The organism is Candidatus Poribacteria bacterium (assembly GCA_021295755.1).
GTDB lineage: Bacteria > Poribacteria > WGA-4E > WGA-4E > PCPOR2b > PCPOR2b.
The window spans coordinates 29,570-46,297 of the sequence record JAGWBT010000011.1 but is presented as its reverse complement, the minus strand read 5'-3'; the positions used below and the strand labels follow the sequence as shown (position 1 = coordinate 46,297).

15 protein-coding genes are annotated in these 16,728 nt (G+C 46.9%); 9 read left to right on the top strand and 6 right to left on the bottom strand.

Going from position 1 to position 16,728, the window contains the following annotated elements:
* The 6 genes from J4G02_02760 to J4G02_02735 all read left to right on the top strand — a co-directional run.
* Window positions 1–195: hypothetical protein (locus J4G02_02760; protein ID MCE2393515.1), on the top strand; the 195-nt coding region annotated here is incomplete at its 5' end.
* A 276-nt stretch (window positions 196–471) separates the two neighbouring features.
* Window positions 472–1,077 carry a sigma-70 family RNA polymerase sigma factor gene (locus J4G02_02755; GenBank protein ID MCE2393514.1) on the top strand — a complete coding sequence of 202 codons (606 nt, stop codon included), beginning with the start codon at window positions 472–474 and terminating at the stop codon, window positions 1,075–1,077.
* Between the two features lie 148 nt (window positions 1,078–1,225).
* Window positions 1,226–2,086, top strand: a complete 861-nt coding sequence (locus J4G02_02750) for a hypothetical protein (protein ID MCE2393513.1) — start codon at window positions 1,226–1,228, stop codon at window positions 2,084–2,086.
* A 180-nt stretch (window positions 2,087–2,266) separates the two neighbouring features.
* Entirely contained in the window at window positions 2,267–2,737 is a 471-nt protein-coding gene (locus J4G02_02745; GenBank protein MCE2393512.1) for a hypothetical protein, read from the top strand.
* Window positions 2,667–6,935 carry a tetratricopeptide repeat protein gene (locus J4G02_02740; protein ID MCE2393511.1) on the top strand — a complete coding sequence of 1,423 codons (4,269 nt, stop codon included), beginning with the start codon at window positions 2,667–2,669 and terminating at the stop codon, window positions 6,933–6,935. The genes J4G02_02745 and J4G02_02740 overlap by 71 nt, the downstream gene beginning before the upstream one ends.
* A gap of 307 nt (window positions 6,936–7,242) precedes the next feature.
* The gene (locus tag J4G02_02735; protein ID MCE2393510.1) at window positions 7,243–7,899 is read left to right on the top strand and encodes a hypothetical protein; all 657 of its coding nucleotides are present in this window, start codon (window positions 7,243–7,245) and stop codon (window positions 7,897–7,899) included.
* Window positions 7,900–7,991: 92 nt separating this feature from the next.
* Here J4G02_02735 and queF read toward each other — a convergent pair whose 3' ends face one another.
* The gene (queF, locus tag J4G02_02730; protein MCE2393509.1) at window positions 7,992–8,393 is read right to left on the bottom strand and encodes an NADPH-dependent 7-cyano-7-deazaguanine reductase QueF; all 402 of its coding nucleotides are present in this window, start codon (window positions 8,391–8,393) and stop codon (window positions 7,992–7,994) included.
* A gap of 271 nt (window positions 8,394–8,664) precedes the next feature.
* On the opposite strand from queF, the gene J4G02_02725 reads away from it, so the two are divergent.
* Window positions 8,665–9,084 carry a VOC family protein gene (locus J4G02_02725; protein MCE2393508.1) on the top strand — a complete coding sequence of 140 codons (420 nt, stop codon included), beginning with the start codon at window positions 8,665–8,667 and terminating at the stop codon, window positions 9,082–9,084.
* Between the two features lie 174 nt (window positions 9,085–9,258).
* Window positions 9,259–10,008, top strand: a complete 750-nt coding sequence (locus tag J4G02_02720) for an amidohydrolase family protein (GenBank protein MCE2393507.1) — start codon at window positions 9,259–9,261, stop codon at window positions 10,006–10,008.
* 22 nt (window positions 10,009–10,030) lie between these two features.
* On the opposite strand, the gene J4G02_02715 is transcribed toward J4G02_02720, so the two are convergent.
* A complete protein-coding gene (locus J4G02_02715; GenBank protein MCE2393506.1) occupies window positions 10,031–11,074 on the bottom strand; it encodes an alanine racemase in 1,044 nt (347 codons plus the stop codon).
* 171 nt (window positions 11,075–11,245) lie between these two features.
* Window positions 11,246–11,992 carry a hypothetical protein gene (locus J4G02_02710; GenBank protein ID MCE2393505.1) on the bottom strand — a complete coding sequence of 249 codons (747 nt, stop codon included), beginning with the start codon at window positions 11,990–11,992 and terminating at the stop codon, window positions 11,246–11,248.
* A 686-nt stretch (window positions 11,993–12,678) separates the two neighbouring features.
* Between J4G02_02710 and J4G02_02705 the strand changes: the two genes are divergently transcribed.
* The gene (locus tag J4G02_02705) at window positions 12,679–13,698 is read left to right on the top strand and encodes a potassium channel protein (GenBank protein MCE2393504.1); all 1,020 of its coding nucleotides are present in this window, start codon (window positions 12,679–12,681) and stop codon (window positions 13,696–13,698) included.
* 4 nt (window positions 13,699–13,702) lie between these two features.
* Here J4G02_02705 and J4G02_02700 read toward each other — a convergent pair whose 3' ends face one another.
* The 3 genes from J4G02_02700 to J4G02_02690 form a co-directional block, all read right to left on the bottom strand.
* On the bottom strand, window positions 13,703–14,806 hold the full coding sequence (locus J4G02_02700) for a P1 family peptidase (GenBank protein MCE2393503.1): 1,104 nt from the start codon (window positions 14,804–14,806) through the stop codon (window positions 13,703–13,705).
* An 85-nt stretch (window positions 14,807–14,891) separates the two neighbouring features.
* On the bottom strand, window positions 14,892–16,076 hold the full coding sequence (locus tag J4G02_02695; GenBank protein MCE2393502.1) for a hypothetical protein: 1,185 nt from the start codon (window positions 16,074–16,076) through the stop codon (window positions 14,892–14,894).
* A gap of 1 nt (window position 16,077) precedes the next feature.
* Window positions 16,078–16,632: a DUF4416 family protein gene (locus J4G02_02690; GenBank protein ID MCE2393501.1), complete on the bottom strand. Its 555-nt coding sequence runs from the start codon at window positions 16,630–16,632 to the stop codon at window positions 16,078–16,080.
* Window positions 16,633–16,728 lie beyond the last annotated feature (96 nt).

Here is a 16,728-nt window from a genome sequence, read left to right as displayed (position 1 = left end):
GTTGACATCACCGATGAGGCTGGAGCGAGTCTCAAGTGGACAGCAAATGTGAGCGGTCAGACTGCAACTCTTACACCTGTTGCAGGGACGGAAGCTGCTAACGAGACAACCTACAAGATTGAGATTGCTGTCAAGGATGGCTCCGGTAATGAGCTGACATCAACGATTACTTTCGTCACCAAACCGAAAGAATAAATAAACCGTTCTGTTTACGGTTTCAATGTTTGAAAAAGGGCAATGTGTCACAGGCATGTTGCCCTTTTTTTGTGCTTAGAAGTTTCCAAGGAACCACACAAATTTGTTTGCAAGATTGCCATCAAAGGGCTTTACAAGGAGCACAAAATCTGATAAAATAATAGTAATTTAATTTGGCTTCTTAATAAAAGATCAAAATCTACTAAAATTTTTGAACGGTTCTTGAGGTTGAGTTGTCTAAATGGTTGAGAGCAGCAAAATCAGGGAGAAGGTTCTGTGGAACGAATCGAAACGTTGCTTATTGATGAACTCCGTGAAGGAGATATGGCAGCACTAGCGATTCTGGTTGAAAAGTATAAGCGGCTCGTTTATCGGGTTGCGATTCAGATTACAAAAAACCATGAAGACGCAAATGATGTCATGCAAGATACGTTTCTGAAAGTGTATGAATCCATTCACAGCTTTCGCAAGGATGCTGCTTTTGAAACATGGCTTTATCGCATTGTCGTCAACCATGCTACGAATCTTGTCAAACGCCGGGAGCGCCGCCGTGAATCCCCACTTTCAGGTACTAATGAGATGGAGATTCATCCGGATCTGAGACGAGCCACAGATTTGGCAAATAATCCTCATCTACACCTTGAGAGAAAAGAGCGTCAAAGATGGGTCACCCAAGCAGTGAATAGTTTGCCACTCAAACAAAGAACAGTTGTTATTCTCCACGAGTTTGAAGGCTTAACACACCCAGAAATTGCTTCGATTCTCAACTGCTCCGAGGGAACAGTCCGTTCCCGGTTGCATTACGCTAGACATAAATTGAAAGATTTGTTGAAGCCCTATGTAGACGCAACAGACTTTCCTCTAACTACAAAAAACAACTGAACCCGCAAATGTGTCCAAGTTGTTGCGCAACTTACCCCGGCAATAATAGAAACATAGCGAGGAAAACATGAAACCTCAATGTCGTTCAATTCAACGGTGTTTGTCTGATTATATAGACTACACACTTTCAGCTCGGCAAACCATCATCATGGCTCAACATCTGCGATTTTGCCGGGATTGCCAACTCGAATTGAAATCTTTGCGACGGACAGAGGCGCTGCTTCGTGTTCATGTCCCTCCACAGCCCCCAGAGGGTTACTACGATCAATTTGGGGAACAGTTGCAGCGGCTGATTGAAAAGCAGCCTCGTCCTATATGGTGGGGCGCTATTGCGTTTGTCCAAGCAATTGCTTGGAGATTTCAAGAGTTTCTACATCAGTCTATCAGTTCTTTCAGTGAGCTAATTAGTTTTCCTATTGGTTGGGTTAAACAGTCTCCTGCTTATGTGTGGATGCTGCTGATCATTCTTATCAGTTCGTCTGCGTATCAATCTTTCCAACCCCAAGAACAAGATCGTTCTGACGCTGTAAACTTGTCGCAGGTTGTGAAAGTCCAGCCAACCTCTCCTCCAAAGGAGGGTGGAAATCGAGAGGTCATCAGCAACCGGGAACGGCTTGTTGCTGCAACGCAAACACTTTCTGAAAACGTTGTTCAGAGCAGCCAAAATATAGATGAGGAGATTGAATCACTTACAGAATTGTCAAGGTGGGAGGGGCACCAACCAGATCCCGTTAGTGATAGTAACTTCGTTAACGATAGTTATACCTTCAAAGCAATGGCGATCGATGATGCTTCCCCCGACTTAGTCACAGTTGCCCAGTTATCAAGTCCTGAACCTATTGCCGCGAAAGAAGATTTTTCGCAGCCATTAGGCGTTGTAGCTATTCCTACTTCGGCGGAAATTGGTTGGAGTGACAATCCCTCACTGAATGGCGTGGTTGAGATGTTGATGAATGTACCGTTACCTAGTTTCTCAATTACGGAAGTTTATGATTCTGTCAAACTTTAGATAGATAGAGCCCTAACTTCCATCTAAATTTCAACAAAAAACTTGTGCTGTTTACGAAAATATGCTACGATTTCTCATGCAGAACGCAAATCTGCGTTCCCTAACTTGAATCCCCACCGGGGTGAGGGGAATATTTTAATTTAACAACCCTCTCTAACTATTTATCCGAAAGGAGATCTAATGAATCCGAAACTTTTAGGCGGCCTCGCTATTGTAGCTCTAGGTATCGTTCTGTTTTGGCCGGCAGGCAGCTCTAAAAAGGTCGAACGACTCTATAACGAAGCAGAACAACTCTACAGTCAGAATGATTATGAAGGGTCAATTGGAAAATACAATCAAGCCCTTGAAGAATCTGTTAAATGGGGGGTCAAGACCGAGGTTATTGATAAGGACTTCCAAACCCTTGCAAATTACAAAATTGCCGTTAACTATTCTAAATGGGCGGAGCAGAGTGGTGATATTACCTACTATGACAATGCAATCGAGCAGATTGAAAAGGTTGCGCCAAATGCCACTGTACCGAAACATCAGGAAGGGTTAACCTACCTATGGGGACACGTCCTCTATAAACAAGAAAAATTTGAACTCGCCGAACCAAAGTTGCCTGTTTGTCGAAAATGCTTGGTATGCAATTGGGCAGCTCAATTATAAACTGCAAAAGTATGACTCAGCGCGCCGAGCATATAAAGAAGTGCTAGACGGGTTCCCCAACTCAGAGTTCAAAGATGATGCGCAACACCTAATCGCGCAATCTTTCCTCAACGAGAAGAATTACGAGCAGGCATACCCAGAATTTGATAAGCTCGCTACCGAAGAATTTAAAACCTTCGTAGACCTACAAGCGGAGGCGATGTACAAAGCCGCTTTCTGTTTGAATCAGCTTGCCCGTGATGAAGAGGCAATTGGTAGATACACCCAATTTATCACGGAACACCCAACAAGTGGTTATGTAACCGCTGCCTATTTTGACATAGGTGCAATTTACTCAAAACAGAAAGACTATGACAATGCGCGAGTCAACTATGAACTTGCCTTGCAGAATACGGATGATCGGGACCTGCAAGCAGAAATTCAGGTAACCATTGGTCGTACCTACTACGAGCAGCAAGATTACGCCAACGCAATCGAATCGTACAATACCCTGCTTGAAGAGTATCCGGAATGTGATTTCATTAGTGAGGCGAGGTTGGGCATTGCCGATAGCTACTTCAAATCGGCAGGTTGGGCTGACGCCGCTGTCGCATACCAGCGTGTTCTAGACGAGCATCCAGAAGAGACCGATTTTATCCCTTATGTCACCTACCAGATGGGAGAATCAAACTATAAGCTAGCTTCTGACTTGAAAGATGCTGGTGAAACAGATTCGGCAAATGCCTCTTATGAAACAGCACTTATGTGGTATCAGAAAGCTGTCGATGAGTTCCCGGCGGATCCGGTCGCATCTCATGCACTTTACGGTGCTATCTGGGCGTTGAACGCGCTCGGGCGAAAGGATGAACTTGAGGCTGTTGCGCGGGAATTTATTGATAAAAACCGCATGGATAACGAGCTTGACCTTCTGGCTGCTGAAGTTCAGTTGAAGTTTGCGGATCTAAAATTTAATGACTTCAAGCAGTATGAGGATGCAGCCGCGGAATACGCTAAACTTTGGGAGTATCGTGACTTTCCGAAGTTTCACCTAATTAAATTGATCGGAAAATTCCAGGAAGCGCGCTCATACTACGAAGCCGCCAAACCAGCTGGTTACCGTGAAGGCGATGCAGACGCAGTCTTTAACGAAGCACTACTCCAGAAGGCTGTAAATGCTTATCAGCAAGCGATAGAAAAGTTCAAGGGACCAGAGATTCAGGGGGGAGAAGGTGGTACCTTCCTCGCCGGTGTCGAGCAGGGACGCTATGACGATTTCCCGCAGCGTCCAATGCAGGTTGAGGCATGTGTTATGAATCAAGCTCTTTCCCAGGAAAAACTGAATGCTTGGGGTAAGGCTCGCGAGCTCTACGCAGCGATTCTCCCGGAAAGCGAAAATTATCAACGTGCACAGCTGCTAGTTGCGCAGAGTCTTGTCAAAGAAGGCAAGAACAGCGAAGCCGTGGCGCATTATCAGTCGATAATGGATGCTTTGGATACGGACAACCGTTCGCTCGCAGAAATCAAGTTGGCAGACCTGCTGCGCTCTGAGGAGCGATATGCTGAAGCAGCGGGAGAATATGAAAACGTCGTTGCGGGTAACCCGACCGGTGAATACGCCGACGATGCGCAGTATCTTGTCGGACTTTGTTACTATAAAGCGGCGAAAGCGGCATCCGATGACGCAGCCCTCTTGGATAAATCTGTTGCTTCCTTCCAGAAATCGATTGCGGACTATCCAGACAGCCCGAATGCAGTTGAGTCATATTACGGTTTAGCACTCGCTTATCGTGACATGGCATTGGCTGGAAATACAAGTGTATGGCCAAAGGTGCTGGAAGTTGCCGATACTGCTTACGCAAAGCATGGTAGTAGCGATAACACCACAGTCCAAAAGACGTTGGGTCATATAGACTTGGTCAAAGCAACCGCCATTGAAAAGCAAGGTCTCGATTCTGAAGAAGAGAAGGCTGAACTCATTGCGAGTTTGAGGCGAATTGCTCAGAATACCGGTGCGCCAGAAGATTCTCGTTCACGAGCACAGTTGAAAATCGGGCACCTCTATTATGGTGACAGTGAGCATGAAAAAGCGCTCGCTGAATACCAAGCATTTGTTCAGATGTTCCCCAATAGTGAACTCGTGACGAACGCGCTATATCAGGCATCTATTTGCTACTATCAAATCGGTCAAAACAACACAGATGAAGGAGCCCAGCAGCTTGCATACCAGAATGCCGTCAATACCGCTACACAAGTTACTGACAGAAACCCCGATGTGGAGGCGGCAATCAGTGCCTATTACACGATAGGGCTAGCGAAACATGCACTGAATGATAGCAAGGGAGCAATTGCAGCGTTTCGTCAGACCACCTCGTATGAGGGACAAACGGAGGACAAACCCCGGCAGGATCTAATTCGTCAAGCACATACCCGTCTCGCAGATTTGAATACTGCTGTTGGCGACCATGCAGCAGCCGTGCGAGAGTATCAGTATGTGATTCAGCATACAGACGATGATGATCAGAAGGGACGCTCCTACTTCTCCATAGCGTATGCCCAAGACGAACATCTTAATCAGTATGATGATTCGCTCCTCAACTATCAGAATGCGATTCAGCTTTCTAAAGATACGCTCATCAAGGCGCAGGCGTACTATCGAATGGGTCTGATTTACCAAGAAAAACTGAATGACCCTGAGAACGCACTGAAAGCATACGAAACCTTGATTAGTCAATTTGGTGCTGAATCTAATACCAGCATCCAATCCATGGCAGCGGACGGTGGCATTCGTCGATCCGACCTCTACCTAAAATTGGGGCGTGTGAACGATGCAATCGCTCAAGCAGTCGCTGCACGTAATGCGGCGCAAACGGTTCCACAGAAAGTTTCCGCACAATATAATCTGGGGCTTCTGTACTTTGGCGAAGCGCGGAAACTCTTCTCGGATAAACCTGGTACCGACTTACAGCCATATATTGATGCGAGTCGGAACGCTGCATCCGCTTATGTTGAAGCGGCTAATATAGCACCAGCCGATAAAATCAATAACACCATAAGTCCATTTGTTCAGAACGCGCTCTTTACAGCCGGGCAGATTTACTACTCGCTCGGTACAGGGATCAAACTTCCCGAGGATCTCAATAGCGCGATCCCGGTGCTGAAGCAATTCGTTGAATATGCGGACAAGGGCATTTTCTCCGTCTCATCACAAGCGGATGTGGCGAAAAACGTCCAGACCGTATTAGGCTACCTCGCACCCACCTACTATGAACTAGGGCGCATGCAGCTTGGTTTCGACGAAGGGTTTTCTGACAAGACTGTTGAGTTCTTTGACCAGTCGGCGGGTATATTCATGGACCTCGCTAGACGATTCCCTAATGCAGCAGAGGCTCCGTTCTGGCAGTATCAGGCAGGTGAGGCGTACTTTGCAGGGCAACAGCACCTGAAGGCTGTTGAAGAGTATAGGAAGGTTCGCCGCATCAATCCGCAACATGCACAGGCAGCTGAATCGCTTGCCGCGATTTCGACCTGCTATGCGTTGCTGGAAAAAAGTACTGAGGACGAAGCAGAGAAAGAGAAGTGGTTGGACAAAGTCTTTGAGGTAAACGAGATTCTCGCAAAGAACTATCCGACCAGTCCCTTTGCAGCCGAAGCGTTTCTCAACATCGGTAATACCTACTATAATCAAGGGGTTCTCGACGATGCGACAGAAGAAGACCGTATCCGCCTCTATACAATGGCTATCGCCCAGTATGAGAAAGCATTGGCAGTCCCCGGAATCAATGCGGAATCTAAGGAGAACGCCGAACTTTTCCTGCGTGATACGAAGAGAGCCCTTTCGGCAGATGTGTATATTCAGGCAACTGCTAATTTCGATCGGGCGAGAGTGGCACCTGAAGATCAACAGAAAGAGGCTGTTGAACAATCTATCGCTGGGTTCCAAGATATCATCAAAACATATCCGACTACTAAATACGCCGACCTGTCGTTAGTGCAAATTGGTGAAGCGTATATGCTGTTAGCGGCTGAAAATGATGAGTATTATAACGACGCGCTTGACTCCTTTGATGCATTATGGAGTAAATACGCGGAAGTGCCACCTAGCGATACACAAGTCAACAGAGCGTTGAGATACTCGCAAGGTAAGATTACTGAAATCACGGAGTATATGAGATCACAAAACATCCCACGTCGTACCGGTGGTGGCGGTGGTGGCGAATAAGACACCGTTCATGTTTTAGATTTATTAACTCCATTTCAACAGAGGCGTTTGGGCTATCTTTCCCAGACGCCTTTTTTGTTTTCGGAAAATCTTTCACAAGCATGCAATTAAGCAAGATACTCCTTTTATTGCTCGGATACAGCGCTTGAGGGCGAGTGTTTCGCTCATTTGTACAGCGGCATTGCTGGATTGCCCATTTTTTCCAGTTGGATTGCGCTCTAGGAAATGCTATAATATCTTGAGTCATCATTCTGGGATAGGCTACAATTTGGATTAAAATAAAACGTTTAAGGGGGAGAACGATCCATTGGCGACGCGGTCAAAAACTTCAGTTTGGCAAGGTGATTTAACCCCTCAGCCACAAAAGAATTCCTCACACAGTTCTTGGCGATATAGACATCGTGGCAGAAACCATAAGTCCTTACATCATAAACAACATACCCGTCGTCACCTGCCTCCAGAGTTACTGACTCAGATTCGTGCCGAGAGCCACGGACGTGCTTACGTTCAAAAGCAAATTCGGAAGAAAACACCGATGGTTTTTGAACTTTACGGGGAACATATTGAAGGCATCATCAGCCGCCGATTGACTTACGCCCTTGCTGTCGTATCAGTCAATGGGGAAGCCCATCATCTTGAAAAACTGAACATCAAGTATATGTATAAGCAGGATGAAATGTCTCAAGTTGTGCAGGATATTGAAGTGGATGCGGGGTTGAAAGCGCAAAACTTGATCTCGATTGTTCACAAATCTGAGCGATTCCAAGTTGACGATCGTGTGCTTGTGCGTTGCTGCAAGAAAAAAAATCCGGTGCGGTTAACTCTCAGAGGCGGGGAGATTATCACAGGGGTGATCAGGTGGTTCAGCCAGTATGATATGAAGATGCTTTTAGCTCATGGAGGTAACGTTGTCGTATTCCGCCACGGATTACATCGATTTGAAATAAGCCCACGATGGGCGTAAAGGCGGAAATTGTGGTTTCATAACGGTTTAAGGAGTTGCCGCAAGCTAGTTCTATACGGATAACTTCATTAAACACCTGCTTTAACTCGTTTTTATCCTATCTCCTCCCGTTCATAGTTGGCACGGATGACAGTTTTAATGCCCCCACGGACGTGAAAATCTCCAACAATCTCGACCTTCCGCGGATTGCACGCCGCAACAAAATCTACCAGAATCTTATTGACAACGTGTTCGTGAAATATTCCGACATCCCGGTAAAATAGAAAATACTCTTTCAACGATTTGAGTTCGACACATTGCTCGTCGGGGATATAGTTAATCTGAATCGTTCCAAAATCTGGCAACCCGGTTTTGGGACAAATTGCTGTGAATTCTGGGGTCGTCACTTCAATAGTGTAATCTTTGTCGCTATACTCATTTTTCCAAGTTTCGATGCTCGGCGTTTTCATTTCACGGATGTCGCTCTGTAGCCCATCATAAGATTGATGATGCATAAATTAAAAAACCCCCTTGAACCTTCTATTGCGAGAATAATAACATCGTGTGAGGGACACCGTCAAGTAGTAATGTTGATAGAACATATCTGCCACAGTCTCTAAAATTTATCGGATAGCCTCACACAAAACGCGTCTGCAAGGCGGCTTGTTTCATTTTGGTTCTCGTCAATTACATGTTTTTCTCTCGACGGTGTGAAGCTGTCATGATATAATCTCACTACTGCTCAGATGAAAAGAAAGTGTCACCAAAAAGGAGAGATTGATTGCTATGTTACAATTAACCCATCCCATCGTTGACATTGCTATTACATGTAGTAACTTTGATGAGTCGCTGCGCTTCTACCACGAATGTTTAGGCTTGGAAATTGTTCTAGATATTCAGATACCTGAAGATGTTGCGAAAGGGGCAGGATTGGCACCGCGCGGATTTCGCCAAGTTCGCCTACAAGCTGGACAGACGCTTATTAAGCTGATGGGCATTGAATCGCCGCCACCAACCCCAGCCTACGATTTCTCGGCAGGTGTGCGTTGGCTCACCTTTTTTGTCGAAGATGTGTGGGGAACCGTTGAAAGCTTGAAACAGAAGGGTGTGGAATTTTTGTCCGAGCCGATTGGTGCTCCGGATGCTGGCGGTGTGGTCTGTGCAAGAGACCCCGATGGCATTCTTATTGAGTTTGTACAGAGATGATACTTTGGATATGGGAGACGTTTTCCTACTCAATCAATCTTTTCTTTCTATCTACTGTTCAAGATAAGTGCTTATCTAGACACCCAACCTCTCAGACCTTCTTAATAGAATGGGGAGAGATAACTCCTCGTTGGCGGTGAGGGAAGGTTGCTGGATAGACCTAAGGAGAACTTTATGGCTGCACAATTTGTTGCGGATTTTGAAGCCTATATGCCTTCTGAGTTTAACGACGAGCCTTACGGTAAAGCTGGCCTGATAGCCGTTGCCGATAGGGCAGGCATTGATGTATGTGTTGTGTTCCCCGGCGGATTACCACCCGATCCAGCGGAAATCAACGCCCATTTGCTCGAAGAAACGAAAGGCGAACCGCGCATCGTTCCGGGCTGTCTGATTAATCCCACAATGGGTTCCGCTGCTTGCGATGACTTAAAACGATCCGTTGATGCAGGTGCTCGGACAGTCAAACTGATGGCAGCAGCACATCGGTATCGTCTTGACGCACCCTGTGTTGATCCCGTCATGGAACTTGCCAAAGCGCTTAGCATTCCGGCTACCATCCACTCCGGCTCACCGATGAGCGGCTGTTCACCGGAGTTTATTGCAACACTTGCGACACGCCACCCAGATGTGACAATCATTATGGACCACATGGGTTATCGTGAGTGGACGCAACTGGCTGTACAAGCCGCAGTCAAGAATGCCAATATTTATCTCGGTACAACCCTTATTGCCGCTGCCGAACCGATTACCATCAAAGGTATTGCGCGTGGCGGACAGATTAGCGCAGATCGTATCGTTTTCGGATCTAACTCGCCCAGCGGAGACGCCGTAAATGGCGTCAACGGTATCCGAAATATCGGATTTACCGACGAGGAAGCTGCGAGCATCCTTGGCGGAAATCTGAAAGCAATTTACAGTCTCTGAAACTCGGTTCGGTTTGCTGCAACTATTTGACTTTGCCGCGCCCGGCGATTTGCCAAACGGTTTCCACCTGCTCATTTCTCACTGCAACTAACTCATCGTGCAGATTGCTTGTCATCCCTTGGTGTAGCGGAATAACAGCCAATTGGTCGCCAACGCGGAATTTATGCTGAGATTCGCTCACATCAAGATGTCCGTGTTCGACAGACATCCCATATATTTTGACATCTGGATGTCCGATAATGTGGCCATAGGGCGTGGGCGGATAGCTGGTGAACGTCTTGGCACCACCGTCAACGATGATTCGATCTGCAGTTGGGGTGCTCACGACCGTCACAATCATGCGCAAGGCGCATCTGTCCGGATTGAGTGCCTCCGAACCAGAGATGCGCGTCATACCTTCGTAGACATACGATCCGCTACGTGTCTCCGTGCAGCCAATATCCTTTGATGCTTGCTCGGCGCCTGTTCCGCCTCCGCTGATGATATTGATCGGGATCCCTGCACCATTTAGGAGATCTACCGTTTCATCAATGAAGGGTTTTGCACGGATATTGCTCCCATAGGTCATAATACCCTGAAAATCAAGTCCGGGCATCTGAGCTATCGTTTGGGAAAGTTCAAGCGTGGCTTGCGGGGATTGCACACCGACCCGGCGTCCCCCTGTGTCTTGTTCGATGACCACGCGCACGGTGGAATCATCTGCTACTGCCTGTCCAGAGATTCCTTCGGCGGTTAGCTTCGAGTCAAGGGCGACGGTAATTTGCGCGCGTTTGACCAACTGTGTCAAACGCAGCAGTTTCGGCTTGCCGACGATATTGTAAGGAATCAGGATGTCATCAAGTCCGCCATCAACCATAGCCTCTGCTTCGCCAAGTTTTTGGGAGGTTATTCCTTTCGAGCCGGCGGCGACCTGCATTTCGGCGATCTCCGGGACCTTGTGAGTTTTCGTGTGAACGCGCAAATCGATGTCAATCTCTCTACACAGGGATGCCATATTATAAATATTACGTTCAAGAACATCAAGATCTACAGTGAGTGCAGGTGTATCCAATTCAGAAATGTGCATATCATTCTCCTAAACCAACAAGTTAACGAACAACCCAACCTTTTCAAGGTTAAATTGCACGCCTAGGGTCAATTAATAAACTGAGGGGTTGGGAAGCACGAATCCGTACTCGTCGTATTGTTCCCAACCCCTCATATATCATAACTGATTACTATGTAGTCGGCGTCATGTCTATTTGTCAGTATCTTTGAGATATTCGGGTTCTGGTTTTGGGGTCTCTTCTGTCTCGTCGGCGTTCTCTTGCTTATTCGGTTCAACTAGATACTCGACCCGAAAATCTCGGACAGATATAACGGGGTAGACTCCATCAAAGCCTGCAATCTGTCCTTTGACTTCAACCCCGTTAACGCCTTGGTTCGCCTCTTGTATTAACTCATCAAATTTATCACCATCACTAAAGACGACCTTCTGGTCCGGACTAACAACCATCGCATGATTGATCTCTGATGTGTCAGCACGCCAACGTCGCCAAAAGGGAACGTTGCGTATGTAACTCCGAGAGAAGCCGGGGTGCGCATAGATATTGCCTGTGAATGTCGCCTCAGATTTGGTAACCCAAGCTCGGCCCCCGGTTTGACTGCCTCGAAAGCGTTGATCGTTCAATTGGCGGATAATGTCGTAAACATCAAAAGTACGACCCTCATTGTACGGATTCTTACCCCGTCGTGGGGTGACTTCAACGATAGTTGTAAAATGGCGCTTGCGCCCCTTTTTATCGACAGGTGCGTAGAAACTCACATCTTCCGGATCTGCCCAAGGTCTTAATAAACGTCGAATCTGGTGGGCGTCATCACCATTGACGAAACCGAAAAGGTGGACTTTAATGCTTTCCACTTCCGCATGACTTGAATTGGTGAAACCAGCAAACAGAAACATGGAGAGGATGAGGAGGCTGAGGTAGAACTTACGGGGTATCATTTTTGTTTCACTCCTTTAATTAATCTCGCATAGTCCTGACAATTTTTTCGTCAAGATATTCGAGAAAATCCAGGGAATCTAATATAGATCTACACGATTCCTTGGTTGGCACCCGAAAATCATAGCAAATTTTGTACCATAATGGAAACGAAGAAGTGCATCCTCGAAAATAACTGGTGAAAGCGCAGTGCGGCGGACACCAACAATCAGCGCTTAGTACTTTACTCTGTATCATTTTCGCAACACAGTCGTTAAGGGAACACAATTAATTATCCTTACTAATTGACGACTTGACGTATGATGAAGTTTACACCAAAAGATGAGCAAAGCCAATGATCAACTCAACAGATTCTTCCTATTTGCTATTGTGTTTAATCTTTACAAATTTCTTGGCTTGTTGAATTACTAAAAATAGAAACTGATATAAACATACTTGATGCAGGGGTTTCGGAAACCCCCGCTGCCCTCCTTGGCGTTGACTCAAACAGTGTGTTGATTTCTGTATCATGAAATTGATGATCGAGAATCTGTTGAATCGTAAACTGACTAGACTATTATTACTGAAGCTAGATATTAGCGCGGACTATAACCCGTTTTGTATCAACTATACGGTTTAAAGGAGTAGGACCGCATAGGCGACGTTCGCCGGCCCCACTGCGACTGTCCACAATTGAGGAGAATATCTCTTGAGGTATCAACGAAACTTCATCATTGCGATGATTTCGCTGGTAATCCTTTTTGCCATCGGGGTTGTCGGGTATCGGCTTATCGAAGGGGATAATCCACATCAGAAGTGGACAGTGTTTGACGCAATTTTCATGACTGTCATCACATTGACAACAGTCGGATACACCGATGACAATATGTCCAAGGTGGGAAGGGCTTTCACCGTTTTTCTATTGATTGGTGGACTTGGTATCTCTGTGTATAGTGTCGGCGTTGCAACCGCCTTTATTATTGAAGGCCAATTCCGAGAGGTGTTTCGACGAAGGAAGATGGAAAAATTAATCAACAAACTTTCAAACCATTATATTGTCTGCGGCATAGGGGATACGGGAGTTCATGCGCTCGAAGAAATGCTTCAAATGAACATGAACTTCGTTGCCATTGAGCAAGATCAAGAACGGCTTGATCATGAACTAGAAACGAAAGATTTCCTGTATGTTCATGGGGATGCGACAGAAGATGAAGTTTTAATTCGTGCGGGTGTTGAACGGGCACGTGGACTGATTACCTCACTGTCACGTGATCAAGATAACCTATTTGTTGTTCTATCTGCGAAGCAGCTAAATCCGGGATTGAAGATTGCCTCTAAAGCGGTTGAAGCCAATTCGCTATCCAAGCTGAAGCAAGCGGGCGCGGATGAAGTTGTTTTACCAGACCATATCGGTGGTATGCGGTTGGCTTCTACAGTTACACGCCCCATCGTGGTTAATTTTCTAGACATTATGCTTAGGAGTCAAGAGACCACACGCTTCGCTGAATCCGTCATCCAATCAGGGACGCCACTGGTAGGACTCACTTTGGGTGAAGCCCGCATTCCAGATCGAACGAACCTGATGGTTGTCGCAGTGCATAAGCGGGACGGAGATTTTATCTATAACCCTTCCGGTGGATTGAGGTTGGAGGTTGGCGATGCCCTGATCGTCATCGCAGATAACGAGCAGCGACAAAACCTAAACAAGCTGACAGGCGATAACCTTTAGTGCTTCAATTGCCTTCAGACGCAAGCTGTCCGTATTGTTTCATCACGGCCCGCAACCGATCCAAAGGAATGGCATAGATTGTGTTCCCGTTTCTGCCAACGGTCGTCACTGCTGTGGTCATGGAGTTGAGGATTGCCTCCTCCGTTGCTTCAATGACGGCTTGGTACAGCGCGTCCAGCCGGCGATTGGCAAGCATCGTGATAGGAAATGTTCCATTGTCCGTCCGACGCGGAATCGTGTTAGCGGTCGAAAAAGCAATTACAAATTCGCCGCTGCTAAAGGTACTTGGCGTGCCGGTACGAGCAAGCCCATGTGTTACCCGTTTGGCAAGTTGCATCAGTTGACGATGCACCAGGGGCGCATCCGTTGCAACAACGATGATGAACGAACCGTCTCGCCCCCACTCCGGCGTGAGTTCCGTAATTTCTCTACCGACAGGAACACCATTAATCTGTAGTTGATGGCGCCGCCCGCCGTTGGAATTGACCAACACTCCGACTGTGTATCCTCCCCGGTTTGCGGGCAATACCCGTGAAGATGTACCGATACCTGCCTTAAAACTGTAGCACCGCATTCCTGTGCCTGCGCCGACGCAGCCCTCTGCGACAGGACCGCCTGTGGCGTTCTCTATTGCCTGAATTGCATGTTCCGCGGTGACGTACAGCCCACTGATATTATTCAGTCCACCGTCATAGCACTCTGCGACGATTGGCAGAATAATATGATTATCTGGATAGCGTTTAATCATGTACCGTATAACGCCATCGTGAACAGGTCCAACGCTGAGTGTATTGGTCAGCATAATTGGGGACTCGATCCACCCCGCTTCGTTAGCCCATGCTAACCCTGTCGCTTCACCGTTACCGTTAATCGCATAACCAGCCCCAAACAGCTTATTTGTCCAGATATCGTCGCGTGGGATGACAGCAGTAACACCTGTCCGAACATTATCGCCGGTTTTCAACGTGACATGCCCTACCTTCACCCCTGCGACATCTGTGATTGCATTGTGGTTGCCGGGTTCGTAGATGCCGATTCTGATTCCGAGATCTCGTGCTCGTGCTCTGCCTTCGGGAACGCCAGCACTTTGGTCGGAGTTAGCAGGTATCCAGCCAGACATTAAACATAAGCACAAGCAGAACCATAATTTCATGTTTCCTCTTCTCATTGTCTTGTTCCCTCACCATTACGCTTCATTTCAATTCAGGTTTCCCAGCGCGAAGCCATGCGGTATACCAGTAGCTTGCGGTCGCGGTTGCTGCATCATTCATTCGCTGCACCGCTATCCAGCCACTGAATCGGAAGAACTTTTCCAGATACGATGTGCCGTAGGTATCTTCGCCTAGCTTTGCTCTGCGGTCAGCATGGAGGAGGTTATCGGCGTATACATAGCTATCAAGTACAATATCAAAGGCAGCTTCCAGTGGATCTTCAAGTTCCGATGCCATCTTCGGTGAGAGATGGATTTGTTCCGCATAGGCGTCCACCATATCGTCCTCAAAGCGTTGATGGACGCCATGTTGGTTGGTCAACTGCCCATTGTAGTTTTTGACGACATGCAGCGGCATATGGATGTCCTCGATGTAGTGGGCAAGTGCACCGGCGGCCCCCACAATTTTTTCGGCATCTCCTGATTTCATTGCCTCCGATAGCAATTGTGTGTACTCAGCGATACGCCACGTCGCCAAACCGCGTTTCGTAACATCTTCCACGCCAAATTTCGCAACAGCCTCATCATAGTCGTGGGGTAGTTCTACAAACGGATAAGGACCGTAGATATCAATATCCAGAAAATGCCGAGGACCTTCGGCGCGATCTCCCGATTTGTAGACATTGAGGCTGGTTAAAGATAGCAGTTTCTCCTTCGTATCAAGGGTAAAATGGGTGTCCCCTTCAGAACCAAGTAGCACCGGCTCCGCATTTCGATTTTCAAAAATGTTCGTTTTATCCCCCAACAGATATATCTTATCTGCCTCTTTCCGAATCGGGTATTCCTGTTCACCTATCGTTATGAACCATCTTCTATCTTTGCCCCGAAGCGAGACCGGCGCGTTTTGTGGGAAGGCGACTCCATGCGTCTCAAACACTTGGCGTAAGTCCTCGGTAAGCTGCCCACTGTTCAGATCTTTTTCGTATTTCAACCCAATCCGAAACAACAGCACCCGCCTCCACCGATCCGGATCGTTCGAGTGATAGGCGAGTTTTTGGCGGTGTTTATCAAAAAACGGGGAAATTTCTGAAGGCAGAGAATCACAGGCAGCATCGGTCATTAGCTCATGCGCGTTGCTTCCCCAAGGAAAAACTTGGGGCGCGTAGCAAGCGATTAGAGTAGCATACACAAATAACGAAATAAGGGTTGACCAAATTCTTGTTTTCATCTTAAAACGGGTGGGGACTTAACCCGATCCCTTTCAATTGCTCCATGTAGATATGGCGGATATGGTTGAAGATGTCAATGTAGGTGGATGTACGATAATCAGGATAAGTCCATTCCCAAGGTTGGAAGGTCTTACGGTAAAATTTGAGCGTAATTTCGGCATAAATGCCATCTTGGAGATAGATGCGGTGTGCATGGTCTTTCGTCGAAGCGAGGACCAGCTTTGCCGCCGAAATATAGCCCGGATCAAGATTCACTGGACGGGGAGCCGTATCACCCTTTGCAAACTCGCATTCGACTGCATTAGAAAAGCATTTGGCGGATGCGAGTTCCTCGGCGGGAATAAGACTCTCAAAACTCACGAACTGACGTTTCAGATCCTTCCCCATCTCCGCTTCATAGTAATTGGTATAATCAAAAGGCAACAAATCGCTGGCAAAATCAGTCCGTCCAAACTGCTCTGACAATCGTTGGTGTATGACGGAAAGTAAATCTGGAACTGCCGTGATAATTCCAACAATCAGTTTAACAGGTGGATGACATCTAATTTGCCCCATACTTGCGTACCCTTAAGAATTTACCAAAAAATCCTTTAGGTCTAAAGCCCAAGCATTTGTGCTTTGGATACAGATTGCTTTAGCACGGTTTTGCGT